At 34.7% G+C, this 21,234-nt stretch carries 21 protein-coding genes; 7 read left to right on the top strand and 14 right to left on the bottom strand.

The window, feature by feature from the left end; genetic code table 11:
• The first annotated feature begins 60 nt into the window (after positions 1 to 60).
• Positions 61 to 1,029, top strand: coding sequence for an asparaginase (locus tag G8Y84_RS03170; RefSeq protein WP_105996589.1), 969 nt, complete (start codon positions 61 to 63; stop codon positions 1,027 to 1,029).
• A 174-nt stretch (positions 1,030 to 1,203) separates the two neighbouring features.
• Here the strand turns inward: G8Y84_RS03170 and ypdA are convergent, their stop codons facing one another.
• From ypdA to G8Y84_RS03150, 4 genes are all read right to left on the bottom strand, one after another.
• Positions 1,204 to 2,190 (bottom strand): bacillithiol disulfide reductase YpdA, encoded by a 987-nt coding sequence (gene ypdA, locus G8Y84_RS03165; RefSeq protein ID WP_103159469.1) that lies wholly within the window; start codon positions 2,188 to 2,190, stop codon positions 1,204 to 1,206.
• Positions 2,191 to 2,465: 275 nt separating this feature from the next.
• Positions 2,466 to 4,355, bottom strand: coding sequence for a LysM peptidoglycan-binding domain-containing protein (locus tag G8Y84_RS11495; RefSeq protein WP_165806109.1), 1,890 nt, complete (start codon positions 4,353 to 4,355; stop codon positions 2,466 to 2,468).
• A gap of 181 nt (positions 4,356 to 4,536) precedes the next feature.
• Positions 4,537 to 5,913, bottom strand: coding sequence for a RecQ family ATP-dependent DNA helicase (locus G8Y84_RS03155; RefSeq protein WP_103159471.1), 1,377 nt, complete (start codon positions 5,911 to 5,913; stop codon positions 4,537 to 4,539).
• Complete coding sequence (locus tag G8Y84_RS03150) at positions 5,906 to 6,856, bottom strand: helix-turn-helix domain-containing protein (RefSeq protein WP_103159472.1); 951 nt, start codon at positions 6,854 to 6,856, stop codon at positions 5,906 to 5,908. Before G8Y84_RS03150 ends, G8Y84_RS03155 begins: the two co-directional genes overlap by 8 nt.
• A 105-nt stretch (positions 6,857 to 6,961) precedes the next feature.
• Between G8Y84_RS03150 and G8Y84_RS03145 the strand changes: the two genes are divergently transcribed.
• Positions 6,962 to 7,210 (top strand): ferredoxin, encoded by a 249-nt coding sequence (locus G8Y84_RS03145; RefSeq protein ID WP_037573797.1) that lies wholly within the window; start codon positions 6,962 to 6,964, stop codon positions 7,208 to 7,210.
• A 73-nt stretch (positions 7,211 to 7,283) separates the two neighbouring features.
• Here the strand turns inward: G8Y84_RS03145 and G8Y84_RS03140 are convergent, their stop codons facing one another.
• The 6 genes from G8Y84_RS03140 to G8Y84_RS03115 form a co-directional block, all read right to left on the bottom strand.
• Entirely contained in the window at positions 7,284 to 7,838 is a 555-nt protein-coding gene (locus G8Y84_RS03140; RefSeq protein WP_037573800.1) for an ECF transporter S component, read from the bottom strand.
• 327 nt (positions 7,839 to 8,165) lie between these two features.
• Positions 8,166 to 9,899 (bottom strand): ATP-binding protein, encoded by a 1,734-nt coding sequence (locus tag G8Y84_RS03135; RefSeq protein ID WP_037573805.1) that lies wholly within the window; start codon positions 9,897 to 9,899, stop codon positions 8,166 to 8,168.
• Positions 9,883 to 10,608, bottom strand: a complete 726-nt coding sequence (locus tag G8Y84_RS03130) for a response regulator transcription factor (RefSeq protein WP_037573808.1) — start codon at positions 10,606 to 10,608, stop codon at positions 9,883 to 9,885. Before G8Y84_RS03130 ends, G8Y84_RS03135 begins: the two co-directional genes overlap by 17 nt.
• Before the next feature lie 171 nt (positions 10,609 to 10,779).
• Entirely contained in the window at positions 10,780 to 11,523 is a 744-nt protein-coding gene (locus G8Y84_RS03125; RefSeq protein WP_037573811.1) for a pseudouridine synthase, read from the bottom strand.
• Positions 11,520 to 12,065 carry an SMC-Scp complex subunit ScpB gene (gene scpB, locus G8Y84_RS03120; RefSeq protein WP_103159473.1) on the bottom strand — a complete coding sequence of 182 codons (546 nt, stop codon included), beginning with the start codon at positions 12,063 to 12,065 and terminating at the stop codon, positions 11,520 to 11,522. The genes G8Y84_RS03125 and scpB overlap by 4 nt, the downstream gene beginning before the upstream one ends.
• Complete coding sequence (locus G8Y84_RS03115) at positions 12,049 to 12,783, bottom strand: segregation and condensation protein A (protein ID WP_165806108.1); 735 nt, start codon at positions 12,781 to 12,783, stop codon at positions 12,049 to 12,051. Before G8Y84_RS03115 ends, scpB begins: the two co-directional genes overlap by 17 nt.
• 95 nt (positions 12,784 to 12,878) lie before the next feature.
• Here G8Y84_RS03115 and G8Y84_RS03110 point away from each other — a divergent pair, with 95 nt between their 5' ends.
• Positions 12,879 to 13,382, top strand: coding sequence for a DUF309 domain-containing protein (locus G8Y84_RS03110; RefSeq protein WP_165806107.1), 504 nt, complete (start codon positions 12,879 to 12,881; stop codon positions 13,380 to 13,382).
• A 21-nt stretch (positions 13,383 to 13,403) separates the two neighbouring features.
• Here the strand turns inward: G8Y84_RS03110 and xerD are convergent, their stop codons facing one another.
• The 3 genes from xerD to G8Y84_RS03095 all read right to left on the bottom strand — a co-directional run bounded on the left by xerD (position 13,404) and on the right by G8Y84_RS03095 (position 15,429).
• A complete protein-coding gene (xerD, locus tag G8Y84_RS03105; RefSeq protein ID WP_103159476.1) occupies positions 13,404 to 14,291 on the bottom strand; it encodes a site-specific tyrosine recombinase XerD in 888 nt (295 codons plus the stop codon).
• Positions 14,292 to 14,330: 39 nt separating this feature from the next.
• Complete coding sequence (gene fur / locus G8Y84_RS03100; RefSeq protein WP_103159477.1) at positions 14,331 to 14,783, bottom strand: ferric iron uptake transcriptional regulator; 453 nt, start codon at positions 14,781 to 14,783, stop codon at positions 14,331 to 14,333.
• Positions 14,784 to 14,886: 103 nt separating this feature from the next.
• Complete coding sequence (locus G8Y84_RS03095; protein WP_103159478.1) at positions 14,887 to 15,429, bottom strand: NUDIX hydrolase; 543 nt, start codon at positions 15,427 to 15,429, stop codon at positions 14,887 to 14,889.
• A gap of 78 nt (positions 15,430 to 15,507) precedes the next feature.
• Here G8Y84_RS03095 and G8Y84_RS03090 point away from each other — a divergent pair, with 78 nt between their 5' ends.
• Complete coding sequence (locus tag G8Y84_RS03090; protein ID WP_165806106.1) at positions 15,508 to 16,416, top strand: aldo/keto reductase; 909 nt, start codon at positions 15,508 to 15,510, stop codon at positions 16,414 to 16,416.
• 328 nt (positions 16,417 to 16,744) lie between these two features.
• Positions 16,745 to 17,563, top strand: coding sequence for a pyrroline-5-carboxylate reductase (gene proC / locus G8Y84_RS03085; protein ID WP_037573829.1), 819 nt, complete (start codon positions 16,745 to 16,747; stop codon positions 17,561 to 17,563).
• Positions 17,564 to 17,651: 88 nt separating this feature from the next.
• Here the strand turns inward: proC and rnz are convergent, their stop codons facing one another.
• The gene (gene rnz / locus G8Y84_RS03080; RefSeq protein WP_037573830.1) at positions 17,652 to 18,569 is read right to left on the bottom strand and encodes a ribonuclease Z; all 918 of its coding nucleotides are present in this window, start codon (positions 18,567 to 18,569) and stop codon (positions 17,652 to 17,654) included.
• 160 nt (positions 18,570 to 18,729) lie between these two features.
• Between rnz and zwf the strand changes: the two genes are divergently transcribed.
• Both zwf and G8Y84_RS03070 read left to right on the top strand, forming a co-directional pair.
• The gene (gene zwf, locus G8Y84_RS03075) at positions 18,730 to 20,214 is read left to right on the top strand and encodes a glucose-6-phosphate dehydrogenase (RefSeq protein ID WP_037573831.1); all 1,485 of its coding nucleotides are present in this window, start codon (positions 18,730 to 18,732) and stop codon (positions 20,212 to 20,214) included.
• A gap of 103 nt (positions 20,215 to 20,317) precedes the next feature.
• Positions 20,318 to 21,175 carry an AraC family transcriptional regulator gene (locus tag G8Y84_RS03070; protein WP_037573832.1) on the top strand — a complete coding sequence of 286 codons (858 nt, stop codon included), beginning with the start codon at positions 20,318 to 20,320 and terminating at the stop codon, positions 21,173 to 21,175.
• Positions 21,176 to 21,234: the final 59 nt, after the last annotated feature.

Below are 21,234 nucleotides of genomic sequence, written 5' to 3'. Positions count from 1 at the left end.
TTGTTGTTTAGTTAATAATATTTTATCATAATATCGTACGTTTTATCGAGGAGGAAACATATGAAATCATTATTAGTCATACATACTGGTGGCACTATTAGTATGTCAGAAGATGAATCTAATCGTGTTTTAACAAATGATGAAAACCCAATAGCACAACATCAAAGTTTAATAAAAAAATACGCCCACATTGAAGAGGTCATGCCATTTAATGTCCCTTCGCCTCACATTACATTGTCACATGTTAAAGAATTGATATCTATTCTTGAACATGAAGAACAAAATTCTAATTATGATGGATATGTGATTACGCATGGGACAGATACATTAGAAGAAACTGCATATTTGTTAGATTTAACCGTCGAAACCTCGAAACCTATCATTCTCACCGGGGCAATGCGCTCTTCAAATGAAATAGGTTCGGATGGTCTATATAATTTTATTTCAGCAATTCGCGTCGCTATTCATGACGATTCACAGCATAAGGGTGTAATGGTTGTTTTTAACGATGAAATTCATACCGCACGCAATGTGACAAAAACACATACCTCTAATACAAATACATTTCAAAGTCCTAATCACGGACCCTTAGGAGTGATTACAAAATCAGGTGTTCTATTTCACCATAGACCCTACCGCCAAACTGTTTTTCCTAATATAAATGTTTCTTTAAATGTACCACTTATAAAAGCACATATGGGATTAGGCAGTGAAATGCTCACGTATTATGCTAATACAGGAGTAGATGGTATCGTCATAGAAGCCTTAGGCCAAGGAAATCTTCCCCCTACTGCAATGGAGGGACTTGAGGCTTGTTTAGCACAAAATATTCCTATTGTGCTTGTTTCTCGTTCGTTTAATGGCATCGTGAGTGCCGTTTATGCTTACGAAGGTGGCGGACACCAACTTAGTGAAAAAGGCGTCATTTTTTCAAATGGACTTAATGGACAAAAAGCGAGATTAAAATTATTAGTCGCTTTGAGTAACAAGTTTAATAAAGCACATATCAAAACTTATTTTAACTATTAAAAAAGTGGGAAAGACTTTATAAGTCCAACCCACAATAAAATAAGTTTCAATAGACACGTCTTAATAAAAATCATAGCAATCCGGTTTCCTCAAATTTATAAGCGGTTTTTGTTCCGTTTAGATATAGGATGATGACAACGAAATGCAAATCGTTTCTGTCATTGTCCTATTATTTTATGATTCTAACGGGGCTTGCTTTTTAGATAAAATATCATGTGCGATATAATTGGCATGATACTTGCCATTTTCAATAAAAATTGTATTAGCATCATTACCAGCAGCAATGACACCTGCAATATAGCAATTAGGAACATTTGTTTCGTAAGTATCTTTATTATAAACCGGTGCTGTTCCAAATTCGTTTGTGTGCGTGTGAATACCAATGGATTCCAAAAATTCATAATCAGGATGATAGCCAATCATTGCAAAGACGTAATCATTTTGTATCGTTGTTTCGATACCTTTTGTTTCAAATGTTACAGTATCTTCAGTGATTTTTGTAACGTTACTATTAAAATGCATTTTTACATTCCCTCTTCTAACTAACGAATCAAAATTAGGCAAGATCCATGGTTTAATAGATGGAGAATAATTGTCACCACGGTAAATTACAGTGACTCGAGCGCCGGCTTTTTCTAATTCAATTGCAGCGTCTACTGCTGAATTTTTTCCTCCAATAATCACGATATCTTGATCGAAATAGGGATGAGCTTCTTTAAAATAGTGCATCACTTTAGGTAAAGTTGCTCCGTCCACTTCTAATGTATTATGTTGGCCATAATACCCTGTTGCAACCGTTAAGAAACGGCATTGGTAAACGTCTTTAGTTGTTGTAATTGTAAAGTGGTCTTCAATTTGACGCACAGTAAGCACTTCTTCAAAAGCATTTATTCGAAGTTGGTGATGTTTCACTACTTCACGATAATAAACAAGTGCTTGATTTCTACGTGGTTTTAAATCTTCGACAATAAAAGGGACATCGCCAATACTTAATTTGTCACTTGAAGAAAAGAACGTTTGATGTGTAGGATAATGGTAAAGAGCATTCACAACGTTCCCTTTTTCAATGATTAATGTTTCAATCCCTTTTTTCTTTTGTTCAATAGCTGCACTTAACCCACACGGTCCGCCACCTATGATAATACTTTCGACTTTAATCATATTTTGCATCCTCTCTCAAGTTATCATTTTTAAGAAATAACGAACCTATTTCTTTTATTCATTTGTTGATAACTTCATTCGTTTTCATCCATGAATTATTATAGCAATTTCATAATGAGAACTAAATGGAAATGTTTATGATTAAACAGTTAATATTAGTACTTAGGCGTACAGTTTTGTGACATACTATTTTCTATTAACTCTACAGAAATCAATTATATGTAAAAAGAGGAGTGACATATGTTTGTCTACTCCTCTTTTCTTAAAACAGTTCCTTATGGAATAATTAATTGTTGACCATTATTAATATTGTTACCTGAAATGCCATTAGCTCTTCTAATTTTCTCAACATTTTCAGGAGAACCACTACCATAATAACGTATTGCAATTCGATATAAGTTTTCATTACCTGTTACAGTATGAGATTGTGCGTTATTATTTGATGCGCTATTTTGATTTTGTTGGTTTGTATTTGATGGGGTCTGTTGATTTGAATTTGTTTGAGCTTGCGAATTAGGGTCTTGTTGTGTTTGGTTTTGTTGTTGGTTTAAGTCACTTTGTGTAGTGTCTTGATTGCTTTGTTCTGAAGAAGATTCGCTAGATGCCCCCGGTGTTTCATTTGAATTTGTTTCTTCAGTTGTTTCTTCAGTAGATTTTTCTTTATCTTTGTTTGCTTTATCGTTTTCGGCTTTATCTTTAGACGCATTATCATTTTTAGCAACTTCAGTTTGGTTATCTTTATTATTATGATTTTCATCATTATTTTGATTGAATAAATACATTCCACCGAAAATTGCTAAAGCCCCTAAGAGCAATAAGGCGGCTAAAAGTGGCAATAATCTTTTTAGACAGCCACCTTTTTTTCTTTTGTTATTTGGAGGTGTATGCGCAGTTTGCGTACTTGCACTCGCCCCAGCAGCGCCAGCACCAGCTCCTGTTGCTGCATTTCGATTCGTTTTACGAGGTTGTTGATTTTTTTCTTGTTGATTTTTTTCATTATGTTGTTTTGCAGCATGAGCGCCCGCGGCTCCTGCACCCGCAGCACCAATAGCTCCAGCGCCCATGGCAGCTTTTTTATTTCGTGAATGACGTTCATCTTCATGCGTAGGACGCTTTCTATCATTTGGTTGTTGAGGTCGTTGGTGTTGAGGTCGTTGGTGTTGAGATTCACCACGCGTTTCTGCAGCTCCCACGGCGCCTGAAGTGGTTTTATTATTGTTAGGGATCTTATCATTTTGTTGAGGCGCGTGATTTTGCTTCTCGTTCTTGTCGCTTAATGGTTCACGTTGCTTTTTATCGTGTTCATGTTTTGCAACTGCACCTGCCACCCCAGCTGCCCCAGCCGCTCCAGCTGCGGCTTTTTTATTGAATTTAGTATGACGTTGATCAGGTCGCGTGTTTCCAGGTTGTTGGCGATGATTTTGATCAATCTTTTTAGATTCATGGTCAAGGCGTTGAGACGCATTGGGTTCGTTCGTATGAGGATGTGTTTCGTTTTCACGATGATTGATTTGATTACCGCCCGCAATTGGTCCAACTTTTTTATGTTGTTGCTCTTGAGAATAACTATTGTTATTGCTACGCGTATGGTTTACATCTTTTTCTGAAGATTTTTTGAATTGGCCATGAGGTTCTTGTTTAGCTCTATCTTCTCTGCTTACATTGTTGATATTTGAACGATGTACATCCTTTCCTTTTTCAGGATTGTGAATGTCACGGCGTTGGTCTCTTTGTTGTTCTGATTTAAGTTCACGGTTGTTGGAGTGATTTTCTTTAGGTTGATTTTGAATTTCATGAGGATGCTCTTTAGCATAATCTCTAATTTTTTCACCTTGGTCGTTTGTACGTGCTGGTTCCGCAGAATCCTCGCGATGAGAAGTGTCTTGTTGTTTATTAACAAATCCACCTAAAAGACCCGGACGTTTTTCAGAATGGCTATTGTGTGAATTTTCTTGAACGTGCTCTTGAGCTTGATAATCATCTGAATTTAAATCACGTTTACGGTGACGACGTGATGCGTTTCTTGGAGGGAAATGTTGTTGTTCATCTCTAATATCAAATGAAGTTTCTTCATTTTCGCTTTGATCATTGAATTCGTTTGTATGATCTGGTTTGATTTCTTGGCGATTGCGTTCGAAATCGTCTTTAAAATTATCTTTTGACACTATGTTCACCCTTTCTATTACTGTATATATATAGCTTATCTGGCTCTATTTAAAACATTTTTTTTACATAAACAGGAAGATTTTGCTAATTTTAAATATATACAGTGTTCTATGCCCTATTCATCGCATTGATATCTTTAATTATAGCGATACCAAAATTCCTATGTAAAGCGATTTTCAGTTATTCTAATAAATTTTCTAACTTTTCAACATAGTTTAGTCGACGTTTTACTTTTTTACTATTTTTTTCACTAATAGATTCGATATTATTACAGTTATCACAGCAATGATCCGCTTGTGTGGATGCTGTAACAAAATAGCGTAATATGACTTCACGTCTACATTGCTTCGTCATAATAAAGTGCATCATATAACGATAGGCTCTTTGTTTCAACTCAGTTTGTTTTAAGAAAATTTGTTTAAGTGACTTAACTGAATAGCGTTGGCTTAATGTATTTAAAATATCGATTTTAACATCATCAATAAGTTGAGATTGTTCATAGAGTGTAATATCCCTCACTTCAATTGTATGGCTTAGCATTAAATTTTCCATTAAAAATTGATCTTCTGGGTGATAAAGTAAAATCGCCTGACTTTTTTGACCATCTCGCCCTGCTCTCCCAATCTCTTGAATGTAATTGGAAGGACTATATGGTGCATGAAAATGTACGATTGAGCGAATGTTAGGTTTATTGATCCCCATCCCAAATGCACTCGTAGCCACGATAATTTTAATATCATCATTTAAAAATTGTTGTTGAACAGTTTGTCGCTCTTGATAAGTTAAATCACCGTGATATAGACCTGTTAAATGTCCCTTTTCATAAATGACTTCTGCTAGTGACAAGCCTACTTTTTTAGAGGACACGTAGATAATCGTCGGACCACTATCGTCAATAAATCGCAAAAGCCAATCCACCTTTTCTTCATAGCTATCAAAAAATTTAACATTTAAAGAGATATTTGGTCGATTCACTGTTGTTTGAAAAACTTTAAAGGTTTGGTTTGTCGCCAATTCTATATCTTTATGAAGCTGCGGAGTCGCTGTGGCAGTTAATGCTAAAATTTTTGCTTGTTTGAAAAAGCTTGTGATTTTACCAATCAAGGCATAATGAGGTCTAAAATCAAATCCCCATTCAGATAAACAATGGGCTTCATCTAAAACAATGAGCCCTAAGGGAATATTTTTAAAACGTTTAAAGTGATGGGGTTGCAGAATGAATTCTGGACTGACAAAAATAAAGCGCGCTGTATGTAAATGTGCGTAAGCATAACGTTTTTCGTGGTCCTCCATGCCTGAATGAATGGCAACCACTTGATGCTCTCCATGCATTTTCATTTGCATTACTTGATCATCCATCAAAGAAATCAATGGAGAAATTACTAATGTTGGTTTTTTGAAGATATAAGTGGGAAGTTGATAGCATAAACTTTTTCCACTTCCTGTGGGTAGAACGCCTAAAGTATGATTTCCTTGCAAAATGCTCGTGATAATTTCTTCTTGTCCTTTTTTAAAAGTGTCAAATCCAAATTTTTCTTTTAGTGCTTTTTTAAGCATGTAATACTCCTTTTGTGATACAGATGATGATGAGTTTAATTTCAAAATAAGTAAACATATCAAATTCATTTTTATAAAATTTTAAACGTTGTTTAGGAAATCGCTCATAATATTTTGCAAAGCTTTGAATTTGTTGAGTTTCGTTAATAAGTAACCGATAATCTTCAAGATAGTCATTAATAAATAAGTCGATGATGTGATCGTAGACTGTATTCACAGAAATACGATTCTTTTGTGATATTGATTCAATCGAGTGACCTTCTTTGATAAGTAAAAATGTACGATAGACAGCTTGAGATACTTTTAAAGTGGTTCGACATTGAGTTAAAATGGGAAACTCCTCTGTCTCTCCAAGTAGCGAATGTAAATAATACAAATCTTTATAAATTAAAACTGTGAGCGCTTCAGGATGTACTTTTTCGATGAGTGCGACTTGATGTGCTGTATACATCCCTTCCTCATAACCGGTTAAAAAATAATGAATGACAGATTGAGGCTGTTGCTGATTTAATTTTTTAAAAAGGTGATGGATTTCACGATATACATTTTCTTCAAGATGTTGATGTTTGATTTGATGGTACACTTGTTTAACTTTTAAATGTGTGTCAATTTGAGAAGAAACCGGCATAAATGAAGTCGATTGATGTTTCAAATGTGAAAGGGTTTGTATTAATAGCTGTATGTTCTCAAAAGTTTGGTTGAGTGTCTGAAAAGTCGCTTGATTATTTGTGGGTATGCGTAAATCATTTGGCTCATGCGTAATGTAAGTTAAAAATGTTTCCCAACTCAAATTTTTTTGTATGCCAAATAACGTAAATAGATTTAGTGATACCGCATCAAAAAAGGTTTGATGAGATTTTTTACCTGTGATAATATTATATATGCTTTTTTCTGTTTTATAAGGAGAGGCTTGATGATAAGCGAATTGAATTAATGTTTTCATTGAGATAACCTCATTCTTTAGACGAAAATATTGAAAATTATTTTACACCCATCTAAAATAAAATTATAATGTGAATGTGGTACTTTGAAAAGGGAGGCGAAAAAATTGGCTAAATACACAATCGTTGATATGGATACGTGTATCGCATGTGGAGCGTGTGGTGCAGCAGCGCCTGACATTTATGATTACGATGATGAAGGTATCGCATACGTCATTCTTGACGACAACCAAGGGACGAAAGCAGTACCAGAAGAACTATATGAGGATCTTGAAGATGCATTTGAAGGCTGCCCTACTGATTCTATTAAAGTAGAAGAAGAATCTTTTGATGGCGATGCACTTAAATTTGAATAAAGATATACAAGATGTTCAATAAATAGATGTAAAAACACTCGGTGATGTTCAATAACATACCGAGTGTTTTTTGCTATGATTTTAAATGCAGTGCATTTTTAATTCTTGGGAATAAAAGTAAAAAGATGATAGCAATGAGCACCCCTTTAATAAGATTAAATGGAATAATCCCTGCTGTCACGATAACTTTTAAATTATTGACTACATCTGAAAGGTTCATAATCATGCCATAAAGAGGCAATAATATGAAATAATTCAAGATACTTAACACAAGCGTCATCACAATTGTTGCCACCGCTAAACCAACGATTAAAGCAGTTTGTGTTCTACGCTTCCGATAGAAAAAGTAACTGGTTAATAAAAAACTACTTCCTGCTAAAAAGTTAGCGATTGGCCCCACTGGATCACTCATATTAAAAAAGAAATTGAGTATATTTTTAATTAACTCAACCATAATGCCAGCAATAGGACCAAAGCTAAATGTAGCGATGAGTGCTGGCACATCACTAAAATCCACCGTTAAATATGGTGGTAAAAATGGTAAAGGAAATTTTAGGAACATTAATACAAATGCGATACCACTTAACATCCCAACCAAAATAATTCGGCGTGTTTGACGTTGCTTCATAATAGACCTCCTTGTCTATTCATCTAATATGGAGGTAGAATTGTATGATTTGATAAAATAACTATTATTTGTGTGAAATATTTTACATCTATCCCTTAATATCAATCATTTTGAAAATGAACCCTATTTACTAGACGAATTGTATATGAGTTAGATTATAATACTTTTTCATTTGTGACAATAGAAATTGTTTAGAAAGTATTTACCAAGATTATCAAAAGAGGGCCATATTAATCTAGAGAAATACGCGAAAAATGATGTCGTACGTGAATCAAAGAAGGTGTATCTCACTATTTATCTATGTGTTTTTGTATAGTCGTTTTACATCTATTTGGGCAATTTAATAGTGAATTTGGTTCCAACATTAACCGTACTGTCTACTGAAATATGCCCCCCATGTGCATCGACAATCATACGTGTAATAAAGAGGCCTAACCCAGTCCCCTGTTTTCCACGTTTTCTTGAGGCGTCCACTTTATAAAAACGGTCAAACACATTTTCTAAATGTTCTGGAGCGATGCCTACACCAGTGTCAGAAACTGTAAGAATATCTTCTGTTTCCGATTCATAAGCCGAAATTGTAATGACATCACCTGGTTTTGTATGTCGCGCTGCATTATCGACAAGATTGGTTAACACTTGTTCCATTCTATCGAAATCATAATGCCAGAACTTTTCCATTATCATTTTATCTTCAATTTTAAGTGATAAACCGAGCTCTGAAAGTTCTTGTTTATATTTTGCTGACATTTTGTTAACTAATTCCATCATGGGTTGTTCTTCTTTATAAACGGTAATACCTTCAGCATCCATTCTCGCGACGTTTAACAATTCATTTACCAGACGAGACAGACGTTTAGATTCGTCCAATACAATATTGAGAAACTCCTTGATTTCACTTGGTTCAGTCACTACACCATCTACAATAGATTCTGTGTAACCTTGTAATAATGAAATCGGTGTTCGTAACTCATGAGAGACACTGGCAATAAAGTCTTTTTTCACTTGATCCATATGATGTTCATTTGTCATATCCCGCATAACAACTACAAGGCCACTCTCACCAGTAGGTTGAATGCGTTCAATATAGCTCATAATAATGACGTAATAACGTTTATTTATTTCGTATTCTTCATATTCTGTTCGCTTCGTTTGAAATGTTTGATTGACTTGGGCATCGTACTTGTGTTGAAGTGTTTCTGACATCTCATTTAATAATTTTGTCGCTAGTTGATTAGATAAAATCGTTTCACGACGATGATTTATCCCAATAACCCCTTCAACCATTGCATCTATTAAAGTGTCACGAATATTTTTAGATGTTGTTATAGCATTAATATGTGATTGAATACTACGACTCATTTTGTTAAATGTCATGGCCAATGCACCAATTTCATCACGGGTTTGGACAGGAACGCGTTTGGCATAATTTCCTCTTGCTACTTCACTCGCTTGCGTTTTAAGTTGACGTAATGGGTTGGTAATTCTAGTAGAGAGAAAGAATGCAAATACAGTTGTAATGCCAAGAAAAATGAGGGCTGTGATTAAAATAATGATTGTAATCACATTATTCGTATCTTCAATACTTTTTAAATCTTGATAAATAAAAACGGCTGATGGCTGACCTTTGTATGCTTTTGATGGATATCCGAGCAGTACAAAGGTACGATCGATACCATTAACATTGACCGTGATATGTTGTAGTTCTGATTTTTGACTTTGTAATACTTTATCAAAAGCTTTATTTTCTTTAATTTCTTCAAGCATTTTTTCTTTAATAGAGTTTTGATGACCATGATTTACAAAATCAGGAACAATAATCATCCCTTTGTTTTTTTCGAGCATTGCATCACTAAGACGTATAGCGCTTTGTCGATCGTTACTTTCATCTAAAACATGATTAATACTTTTAGCGTTTTCAAAAAGGGTTTGTTCCGTTTGTTGCGTGAAGTAATATTGCATAAAGGTGATGAGGGCTGCACTTAATAAAATTAAAACTGTCGTTACTATTAATAAAATAGTTAACCACAGTTTTATTACGACGCTATTCAGGCGTTTCATTTTGCTCGTTTAATTCGAATTTGTAACCAACGCCCCATACGGTTTGAATCATTTGTGCAGCATCACTAGACACACGATTTAACTTTTCACGCAATCGTTTAACATGTGTATCAACAGTTCTTAAATCACCATAAAACTCATAGTGCCAAACTTCTTTTAAAAGTTGCTCACGGTCAAAAACTTTATTTGGTGTTTTAGCAAGATAAATTAAAAGTTCATATTCTTTTGGCGTTAAGTTTACTGGAGTATCATCTGCTAAAACTTTATGTGCATCATTATCGATAACTAAATGTTTAAAAGAAATGACATCACGTGCATGTGGTTCATTATGTTCAGTGATGTGTGCTTGTGTACGACGTAGTAGCGCTTTAACTCTGAGAACTACTTCACGTGGTGAAAAAGGTTTGACGATATAATCGTCTGCCCCAGACTCAAAGCCTTCGACACGGTTATTTTCTTCACCTTTTGCAGTTAACATAATGATAGGTGTTTCTTTAGATTCACGTAACGTTGTGGCGACTTCAATACCATCAAGTTTAGGTAACATTAAATCTAATAAAATGCAGGCGTAATCATGAGTTTGAGCTAAATGGAGTGCTTCTTCTCCATCTGTAGCTTCAATTACACCATAGCCTTCTCTTTCAAGATATATTTTTAATAACTTTCTGATACGTTCTTCATCGTCCACGACTAAAATTTCGTTAGTCATTGTGTAATACCTCCCACACTTAGTGACAATTCATTGATATGCCTAGTATAGCATAACGAATGTTTAATAGATAATTTATACATTATAACTGAAGGACTTACTTTCTCATCAGTTCCATAAAACTCCTGATTAGGAGTGAGTAACTATAAGTGATGTTCTAAACGCTAAACTTTATTTTGTAGCTCCTTGAGTCGCGAGTTGACGTAAAGTTTTCACTTCATGTGGGGATAACACACGCCCTTCACCAGCACCTAGACCCTTTAAATCTAAAGGTCCGAATGATACACGCGAAAGTTTAGTCACTTTAAAGCCAAAATGTTCAAACATTCGACGTACTTGTCTGTTTCTACCTTCAGTTATTGTGATTTCAATTAATGAAGTGTTTTTTGTTTTATCTTGTTTTTTAACTTTTACTTTCGCCGGGTGAGTCATGCCATCTTCAAGTTCAATCCCATGTTCAAGTGCTTTCACCTGTTCTCGTAAAATATACCCCTCAATTTTGGCAATATATGTTTTTGGGATTTTGTATCTTGGATGGGTCATTAAATTAGTAAATTCACCATCATTAGTTAAAAGTAATAATCCTGAAGTGTCATAATCAAGACGACCGACTGGATAAATACGCGTTTCTAAATCATCAAAATAATCAGTGACAACAGTTCTGCCCCGGTCGTCAGAAACACTCGTAATGACCTGTGCGGGTTTATAAAATAAAATGTATAATTTATCTTCAAGTTCTAAAGGTATCCCCTCCACGCTCACTTGATCTGAGGGTCCTACTTTTGTGCCTAATTCTGTGACAACTTTTCCATTGACTGAAACTTTACCTTCAGTAATTAAGGTTTCTGCCTTTCTTCTAGAAGTATAGCCACTATTTGCAATTCTTTTTTGTAATCGTTCAAATTGTTGTGTCATTCTGCTGCCCCTTTCTGGTTTACAAGTTCGCTAAAGAAGCTTTCGATTTCTTCTTCATCTTCATCTGTCGTCGGCAAATCTTCCAATGATGTCAATCCAAAGACATTTAAAAATAAATCTGTAGTATAAAGGTGTTGACCTCTTGTGTCCGCTTGCTGTTTCGGTTCAACTAAGCCCTTTGCAATCAATGTTTTTACGGGGCCATCTGAATTTATTCCCCGAATCATTTCTATATCACTACGTGTCATAGGTTGGTTATAAGCAATGATTGCAAGGACTTCCATCGCAGCTTGTGATAATTTGGTTGCACCTTTATGGACAATCAATGTCTCAATATAGGATTCTACATCTTCTGTGGTGGTTAAAACCAATGTGTTGCCGAATTGTTGTAATAATAAGCCATCGATTTGAAACGTTTCTAATAGTGTACTAAACGTATCTTCATCCACATTTAAAATGTCTTTGAGTTGATTTCTCTCAATACCTTCTTCTCCTACAGTGTATAAAATGGCTGTCATGATAGCATTAAGGTTGGATGTCATAATTAACCCCTTTCGTAATATCGAAGTTGTGAAAGGCTTTAGTCTGTTGGATTTGAATCATGCCAGTTTTGGCCATTTCGAGCAATGCAAGAAAATGTGTGACTACATGTTCAATTGTTTCATTAAAATTAAATAAATCGAAAAATGTAATTGAAGATCGATGTTGTAACTTTGAATAAATATGCTGAGTCGATTGTTGAATGGTATAAGTCTCTTTTTTGATTTGAACTTGTTTTGGCTTCTTTAATGCCACACGTGTTTTCATTTTTTGATAAGCAACGATTAATTCCGTTAAATCAATAGTTGTGTTATCAGACATTTTTTCAGATTTTTCATAATGAGACAAATCTGTAGGCGTTTTCGTATAAAAGTGTGCGCGTTTCTCTTTTTTTTCATTGAGTAAGACGGCACAGGCTTTAAAGTTTTGATACTCAATCAATTTTTCAACTAATTCATCACGAGGATCCTCTTCCTCAAAATCTGATTGATTTTTATCTGGCAGTAACATACGACTTTTAATCATTAAAAGTTCTGAAGCGACGACTAAATACTCGCTTGCCAAATTAATTTCAAGTTTATTCATCGCATGAATATATTGCATATATTGTTCTGTGAGCGCCTTCATTGGAATATCATAAATATCAATCTCGAATTCTTTAATTAAATGTAATAGCAAATCCAAAGGGCCATTAAAGGCGTCTAATTTCACCTCGTACATGAATTTTTGCCTCATTTCTATTGCAAGTTGGATGCATTGTATCCTAAAGTATTATAGCATGTTTACATGTAACAATAAATTTTGAGGTGAAACAATTGCAAAAGCAATTCGTCGATTTTTATGTACAATTTCATCAGCAACAGCATTATTTTCTATGTCATGATATTTTAGAAGAAGTGTGGAAGTCACAAAAAAAATATTGTAAAAAGGACCCTATTGTAGCCTTAATTCTAATTGCGACAGGATGTTATCATTACCGTAGAGAAAACTTTAATGGTGCGTATCGTTCGTTTCAAAAAGCCTTGCATTTAATACAACAACATCGCGCAGAAACATTTAGGCAACTAGGGGTTCACCAAGATCAATTGCAACAATTAATCGCTCGCATGGTAGAAAACACAGCTCAAAAACGCCCTTTTGCACCTTTGATGTTACCCCTCACAAAAGAGATGACAGAGGCTATTTTAAAATATGAGCCAAACTACAATCCAACTACAACCGTTGTTACAACTCCCCTCATACTCAACCATCATAAATTACGTGATCGCACTGAGGTCGTTCATGCAAGACAATTAGCGCAAAAAAATAAAAAACGTTAGCTTATAAATTAAGTTAACGTTTTATGCACGTGGATGATACTGTTGATACATCTTTCTAATTTGAGTTTTAGACACGTGTGTATACAATTGTGTTGTCGAAATATCGGAATGCCCGAGCATTTCTTGAACAGCACGTAAATCAGCACCATTTTCTAGTAAATGCGTTGCAAAGGAATGTCGTAATGTATGGGGAGTCAGTCGTTTTTGAATACCTGCTTTCGCCCCAGTTTGTTTTATAATTTTCCAGATGCCTTGCCGCGTCAACGGTTTTCCTTGCATATTTAAAAATAAAGTATGTGTAACTTGCTTTTTTAAAAGTTGAGGCCTTACGTTCTCTATATATGTTTTTAAAAGCTCAATCACTGTTTCTCCTAGCGGAATGATACGCTCCTTATTACCTTTACCAAATACCTTAACAAAACCCATTAAAAGATTGACGTCTTCTACTTCAATATTTATAAGCTCTGATACGCGAATACCAGTAGCGTATAGCAACTCTAGCATTGTTCTATCACGATAACCATTATTTTTAGAAGTTTCAGGTGTCGTTAACAAAAGATCGATTTCATCAATGGATAATACATCGGGTAATTTACGTTCATACTTTGGTGTTTCGATTAAAACTGTTGGATCTTTTGCAGCATACTTTTCTCGCAAAGCAAACTGATGAAAGCTACGAATGGTAGATGTAAATCGTGCGATGGATTTCGTAGAACGCCCTTCATCATGCAAAACACCAAACCATTGCTGAACGATTTGGCGATCAATAAAGTCAAGATTTGATATTTTTTGAGCCGCTAAATAATTTAGATAATGATTTAAATCTCTACGATAAGCCGCAATAGTATTTTCTGATAATCCTTTTTCAATTTGAATAAATCTTAAATATTCATCAACAACGTCTTGCATAAAAAATCACCTACTTATCATCGCTTAGTTTCAAGTGATTTATTTCGTTTTTCCTTTTTTCTGACACGTTTCACAAATGCCATGAAAAGTAAGCCGATGATCTAATATTTTAAAGTTAAATTCCTTTTCAACACGTTCTTCGACTTGCGGTAATAAATCTTCGTCAATTTCATCCACACGTCCACATTCCATACAAACTAAATGATGATGAAAATGTTCAGACCCTTCTTTACGCAAGTCAAAGCGAGCCACACCATCGCCGAAACTGACTTTATCAACGACTTTTAAATCGGCTAAAAGCTCAAGTGTACGGTAAACGGTTGCAAGACCAATTTCAGGTGCTTTTTCTTTTACTTTTAAATAGACGTCTTCAGCACTTAAATGGTCTGCTTCATTTTCGATTAAAACTCTTACTGTTGCTTCTCTTTGTGGTGTAAGTTTGTATGAAGATTGTTGTAATTGTTGCTTCACGCGATTTAAACGATCTTCCACGGAAGCTTCACCCCTCTACTGAAATTTAAAATCATTATTAAGTACATGAATTACTTGTATTAAATTACCAGTAATTGAGAAAAAAAGCAACCCAAAAAGCTGTTTATTTAGAATGATTATAATTTGATAATAGATACTGGAAAGCGATAAGTGTTTTTGCATCACTAATAGATCGAGCGTTTACAGCTTTTTCAATATCTTCCATTGTGTAATTGATATTCTCAACAAACTCATCTTCATCTAGTTTCATATTGCCTTTTTTTAAGTTATCAGCGAAATAAATAGAAATCAATTCATTACAAAAGCCAGGAGAACCATAGACCTCACCTATAAGTGTTAATGAATCTGCAATATAGCCTGTTTCTTCTTCTAACTCACGCTTTGCCGCACTCTCTCTGTCTTCACCAGGTTCCAGCTTTCCTGCTGGGATTTCTAACAGTTCTTTTTCCATAGCTTTACGATATTGTTTCACTAACAATACGTTATTTTCAGGTGTGACTGCGCAAATCGCAACTGCCCCATTGTGCTTTACAATCTCTCGATAAGAGGTTTGTTGGTCTGGTAATTCAACGAAGTGTTTTTCAACATCAATGACTTTACCTTTATATATTGTTTCTTTAGATAATGTTTTTTCCTCAAATTTCATAATAGACCTCTCCTTTTCAATTATCCCGTGGTTTTGCTATGATGAATATGATTAAATTTTAACGAAAGGTGTGGTCCTATGCAAAAGAATACTTTAAAAAGCGGGCTTGAATTATCTGAGATAGGTCTTGGTTGTATGAGCCTAGGTACAGACTTTCAGAAAGCACAATCGATAATTGAAACAGCTTTAGAGTCTGGCATCACCTATTTTGACACTGCTGATATATATGATAAAGGTGTCAACGAAGAAATTGTTGGAAAGGCTTTAAAACCTTATCAAAATCGTGAGGATATCATCATCGGAACGAAAGTAGGTAATCATTTAAAGGACAACGGCGAAACGTTTTGGGATCCTTCAAAAAAATATATAAAAGAGAATATTAAGCATTCTTTAAAGCGATTAAATTTAGAGTATTTAGATTTGTATATGTTGCATGGAGGAACGATTGATGATCCGCTTGAGGAAACAATCAGTGCGTTTGATGAACTTAAACAAGAAGGACTAGTCAAAGCTTACGGTATTTCGTCAATTCGTCCAAATGTCATTCGATATTATTTGGAGCACAGTCAAATTGAAACAATTATGTCGCAATTTAGTTTAATTGATAATCGTCCTGAGGCCCTTCTAAAAGAAATCAGTGAAAAACAAGTTAAAGTTTTAGCGCGAGGTCCTGTTTTCAAAGGGTTACTTACTCAAAATTATCAAGAAGCACTTCATCATAAATTTAATGAGGGCATTTTCGAATACACATATGAAGAACTTAAAGAAACCATTCAGGCACTCTATGAACTTGAACCCCAACTTGCTGCTTTATCATTCAACTATCTGAAATCATTTGATGTATTAGGAGCCGTTATTACTGGAGCAAGTTCGCCTGAACAAATTAAAGAAAATGTTCAACAAATGGCTACCCCTATTTCTACAAAAACATCAGAAGAAGCACGACAACTGGTGAAAAATCTTGAATACCAACAACATACCATCTAAAAAAGATGGGGATATGAATGAGTTTTTATTGTTAAAAAAGTTTGCCATCAAAATTTATCTGAGTGTAAATTTTGATGGCTTTCTACTTATTGAATAATATTCTGCAATGATTCATAAACTAAACGTAGTCCATCATTTTATCTATAATTAAACTATATTTGGTTATCAGAAAAATAATAGACAATGTGTTTAATTAGTAAATCGTAATGACGCAAATTTTTATATTCTTGATGACGAAACTTTTCGTTGCTTACTCTATTTTTACGTGTAGGCAACATTTTTTGTGTTAATATAAACTTAGACTATTGATATAGGAAGTGAAATGCAGATGAAAATTGTTTTTTATGGCGCTGGAAACATGGCTAATGCGATTTTTAAGGGGATAATCAGTTCAAAAATTATTCCAGCAGAAAACATTTATCTCACCAATCGTTCCAATCAACAAATGTTAGAAGATTATCACCGTGAATTGGGCGTGCAATATAGCTACGATGATGAAGTTTTATTGAAAGATGCGGATTATGTTTTTCTTGGTTCAAAACCGCATGATTTTGACCAATTAGCGGAAAGAATTCAAAATCATATTGATGATAAAAATAAATTTATCTCTATTATGGCGGGATTACCTATCAGCTATTTAAGAGAGAAGCTGAATCCGGACAATCCCATTGCACGTATTATGCCGAACACAAATGCACAAGTAGGTCATTCAGTGACAGGTGTTAGTTTTTCACGTAATTTTGGTCCACGTTCTAAAGATGAAGTGTTGTCACTGATAAATGCATTTGGTTCTGCAATTGAAGTTAAAGAAGACCATTTACATCAAGTCACTGCAATTACTGGAAGCGGTCCTGCATTTTTATATCATGTATTTGAAAAGTATGTGAACGCAGGAACTAAGTTGGGTTTGGAAAAATCAGAAGTGGAAGAATCTATTCGTGAACTTATTATTGGTACTGGAAAAATGATTGAGCGTTCAGATTTGAGTTTAGAGCAACTTCGTAAGAATATTACGTCTAAAGGTGGTACCACTCAAGCAGGTTTGAATAAATTATCGGATTATGACATAGAAGGTATTTTTGAAGACTGTTTAAATGCGGCAGTGAATCGAAGTGTCGAGCTTTCAATGCAAGAAGATAATGACTAATCGTCGAGAAATATTTTAAAAGAGTGTCATAATTGCAATGTATTTTCTATGTGTATAATGCATTGCAGTTATGACACTCTCTTAACCTTTAAAAAGTGTAAGCATCGTAATCTTTAACAAACTGGAACGATAAAGATGTTTGTTCTTTAAGTTGTTCTTCAATTTTTCGAATGTCTTCAAGTGTATATCGATTACTTAAATGTGTAAGAAGACCATGCTTCACATGCGCTTGTTCTAACAAAGTTAGCACGTCATCGATATGACTATGATGGTAACTATTTGCACGCGACTTATCTCCTTCTATATATGTAGATTCATGTACAATGACATCGGCATTATGAGCAATTTTAAGTTGATTGTCACATGGTTTAGTATCACCAAAAATACCAACAATGGGTCCTTGTTTTTCAGGCCCTTTAAATGGCGATGCATCAAATATTTGACCGTTAAATTCAAAAGTATCTTGAGTTTTAATTTGTTGATAAATTGGTCCAGGTGGGATGCCTATTGATTGAAGTTGAGCGACATCTAGTTTTCCAGGTGTACTTGGTGCTTCGATTCGATAACCGAAGCAAGGAATGCCGTGATTCAATGGCATCGCTTTTACTTGAAATTGATTAAATGATAAATCAATTTGTTGATTAAGTTCAATAATATGTAAAGGATAATTTAAATGTGAATGTGTTAAAGTCATTGTGTTCTCGATAAAAGCTTTTATACCGACGGGTCCAACGACGGTAAGTGCTTTAGATTCTCCACCTTGAAAAGATCGACTAGATAAAACACCTGGTAACCCAAGCACATGATCCCCATGCATATGTGTGATGAAAATATGACTAACTTTACCTAGTTTTATTGAATGATGTAGAATTTGATGTTGAGTAGCCTCACCGACATCGAACAACCAAATATCTTTGGCATAGGGTTCGAGTGATAAAGCAATGGATTGCGTATGACGTTCTTTTGTCGGCAATCCAGCACTAGTTCCAAAAAACGTGATTTCCATGGCGTGAGCCTCCTTAGCGTTATAGTATCATAAAAATGTCGCTAAGCGGGACAGAATTTATGACAATATCTATATTAAAAATGCAGATTGTATGACCTAAATGAGAGGAATGTTTTATAATAACAAATATGATATAAAATAAGAATTGAGGTTTTGAATCTTGAATAAATCTAAAAAGCAAATTCCAGCATTGATTACCATCTTTGGGGCAACGGGCGATTTAAGTCACCGAAAATTATTCCCTTCCCTATTTCATTTATTCCAACAAGACAACTTAGACGATCGTATCGCAGTTATTGGTATCGGACGTCGTCAGTTGACGAATGATGATTTTAGAGCACAAGTAAAAGCTTCGATTCAAGCCCACGTCCAAGATACGAAACATTTAGATAAATTTATGCAACACATTTTTTATCAACCACACGATGTCAACGATGAAGCAAGTTATGCAGATTTACTGCAATTGAGTGAATCTTTAGATCAAGAGTTTTCACTTGAGGGTAACCGTTTATTTTATCTTGCCATGGCACCTCAATTTTTTGGAACAGTGACAGATTATCTAAAATCTTCAGGCCTTACACATACAAAAGGATTTAAACGTCTCGTGATTGAAAAGCCTTTTGGTAGTGACTTAAAATCAGCCGAAGAGTTAAATCAACAAATCCGTCGTTCATTTAAAGAAGAAGAAATTTTCCGTATCGATCACTATTTAGGTAAAGACATGGTTCAAAATATTGAGGTGTTACGTTTTAGTAATGCCATGTTCGAACCTTTATGGAATAATAAATATATTTCTAATATTCAAGTAACCTCCTCTGAAATTTTAGGGGTTGAAGATCGCGGGGGTTATTATGAATCCAGTGGTGCCTTAAAAGATATGGTACAAAACCATATGTTACAGATGGTTGCTCTACTCGCCATGGAACCTCCAATTAGTTTACACAGTGATGATATACGCTCTGAAAAAGTGAAAGTATTAAAATCTTTACGTATCCTACCTACAGAAGAAGTAAGACATCAATTTGTACGTGGGCAATATGATACTGGCGAAATTGAAGGTCAAAAAGTTAAAGCTTATCGTGATGAAGATAAAGTGGCTTCAGATTCAGTTACGCCCACATTTGTTTCTGGAAAGGTCATGATTGATAACTTTAGATGGGCGGGTATTCCATTTTATATTCGTACAGGAAAACGTATGAAACGTAAATCTATTCAAGTTGTCGTCGAATTTAAGGAAGTCCCAATGAATCTGTACTATGAAAGAGATAAACATTTAGATTCTAATTTACTTGTGATAAATATCCAACCTAATGAAGGTGTATCTATACATTTAAATGGAAAAAAATATGTACAAGGAATTGAAACTGAACCTGTTCAACTGTCATATGCAATGAGTGCTCAAGATAAGATGAACACAGTGGATGCTTATGAAAACTTATTATATGATGCATTGAATGGTGATGCGACGAACTTTACACATTGGGAAGAATTAAAATCAACATGGAAATTTGTGGATTCTATTTCTGAAGCATGGTCAAAATTTGAACCAGAATTCCCTAACTATAAAGCAGGTACCAATGGACCATTAGAGAGTGACTTACTATTAAGTAGAGATGGTTTCAAATGGTGGGACGATATCCAATAATATATAACGAGCCAAGTATTTTTTTGATGATACTTGGCTCTTTTTGATTTATAATATATGATTAAGGAATGCTTTTCGTTAATGCAATTTAGGAGTGACCATTTTGGACGTTATCAAACAAATACAGCAAGCGATTGTTTATATTGAGGATCATTTATACGATACATATGATCTACAAGAGTTAAGTGATTACGTTGAAATGTCACCTTATCACTTATCACAAACATTTTTAATGATTGTTGGACTATCCCCTCACGCTTATTATACTGCTCGACGTTTAACATTAGCAGCACGCGAATTAAAACAGGGTAATACTAGATTAATTGATATTGCTAAGCGCTATCACTATGATGATGTTAATGCGTTTGCACATGATTTTAGTGACTATCACGGGGTTTCACCCTTACAAGTTAAAACCAAATCTGAACAATTGAATATGCAATCGCAAATATATTTAAAGTTGACAACAACGACAAAAGAAGCCCCTGCTTATCGACTTGAAGATGTTGGAGATTTTGCCATGGTGGGATATTCACGATTCATTTCTTCTAATGCACTTGAAAACCCATTTATTGTGCCTGACTTTTTAGATGATTTAAAATCGGATGGCCGTATAGAAGAAATGATAAAGTACAACGATTGTAGTCCACACGAGTTATTCGTAGTGAGATGTCCTCTCGAACAGGGCATGGAAATTTTTGTTGGCGTCCCGAGTGAGCGCATGCCCTCCCATTTAGAGTATCGTTATTTAGACCGAAAGCAATATGCGCTATTTAATCTACAGGGTGAGCTCGACTATGTCGTTTCTGAAGCGTGGCATTATATTGAGACAACGTTACAATTTTCAATTCCTTACGAAAAAAATACGTTATATCTAGAAATTTATCCATTCAACTTTTCTTTTGACGATGCATTAACTAAAATCCAACTCGCTATCCCTTTTGAACAAGAAAACATTTAAAAACCAAGGTTGCTTTAAAAGCCACCTTGGTTTTTTGGGTTCTATACTTCTAACGGTTG

This window comes from Staphylococcus sp. 11511212, assembly GCF_011394755.1.
Lineage (GTDB): Bacteria > Bacillota > Bacilli > Staphylococcales > Staphylococcaceae > Staphylococcus > Staphylococcus chromogenes.
The sequence above is the reverse complement of the archived record's forward strand: the minus strand, read 5'-3'. Positions and strand labels throughout refer to the sequence as shown.

Coding starts and splice junctions, on each gene's coding strand:
- G8Y84_RS03115 (WP_165806108.1), bottom strand. CDS start 12,783: ATGTACGAGGTGAAATTAGACGCCTTTAATGGCCCTTTGGATTTGCTA.
- G8Y84_RS03140 (WP_037573800.1), bottom strand. CDS start 7,838: ATGAAGCAACGTCAAACACGCCGAATTATTTTGGTTGGGATGTTAAGT.
- G8Y84_RS03170 (WP_105996589.1), top strand. CDS start 61: ATGAAATCATTATTAGTCATACATACTGGTGGCACTATTAGTATGTCA.
- G8Y84_RS03130 (WP_037573808.1), bottom strand. CDS start 10,608: ATGACTAACGAAATTTTAGTCGTGGACGATGAAGAACGTATCAGAAAG.
- G8Y84_RS03135 (WP_037573805.1), bottom strand. CDS start 9,899: ATGAAACGCCTGAATAGCGTCGTAATAAAACTGTGGTTAACTATTTTA.
- G8Y84_RS03150 (WP_103159472.1), bottom strand. CDS start 6,856: ATGAAAACATTAATTCAATTCGCTTATCATCAAGCCTCTCCTTATAAA.
- rnz (WP_037573830.1), bottom strand. CDS start 18,569: ATGGAAATCACGTTTTTTGGAACTAGTGCTGGATTGCCGACAAAAGAA.
- proC (WP_037573829.1), top strand. CDS start 16,745: ATGAAAATTGTTTTTTATGGCGCTGGAAACATGGCTAATGCGATTTTT.
- G8Y84_RS03095 (WP_103159478.1), bottom strand. CDS start 15,429: ATGAAATTTGAGGAAAAAACATTATCTAAAGAAACAATATATAAAGGT.
- G8Y84_RS03125 (WP_037573811.1), bottom strand. CDS start 11,523: ATGACACAACAATTTGAACGATTACAAAAAAGAATTGCAAATAGTGGC.
- ypdA (WP_103159469.1), bottom strand. CDS start 2,190: ATGATTAAAGTCGAAAGTATTATCATAGGTGGCGGACCGTGTGGGTTA.
- G8Y84_RS03155 (WP_103159471.1), bottom strand. CDS start 5,913: ATGCTTAAAAAAGCACTAAAAGAAAAATTTGGATTTGACACTTTTAAA.
- xerD (WP_103159476.1), bottom strand. CDS start 14,291: ATGCAAGACGTTGTTGATGAATATTTAAGATTTATTCAAATTGAAAAA.
- scpB (WP_103159473.1), bottom strand. CDS start 12,065: ATGACATCCAACCTTAATGCTATCATGACAGCCATTTTATACACTGTA.
- G8Y84_RS03090 (WP_165806106.1), top strand. CDS start 15,508: ATGCAAAAGAATACTTTAAAAAGCGGGCTTGAATTATCTGAGATAGGT.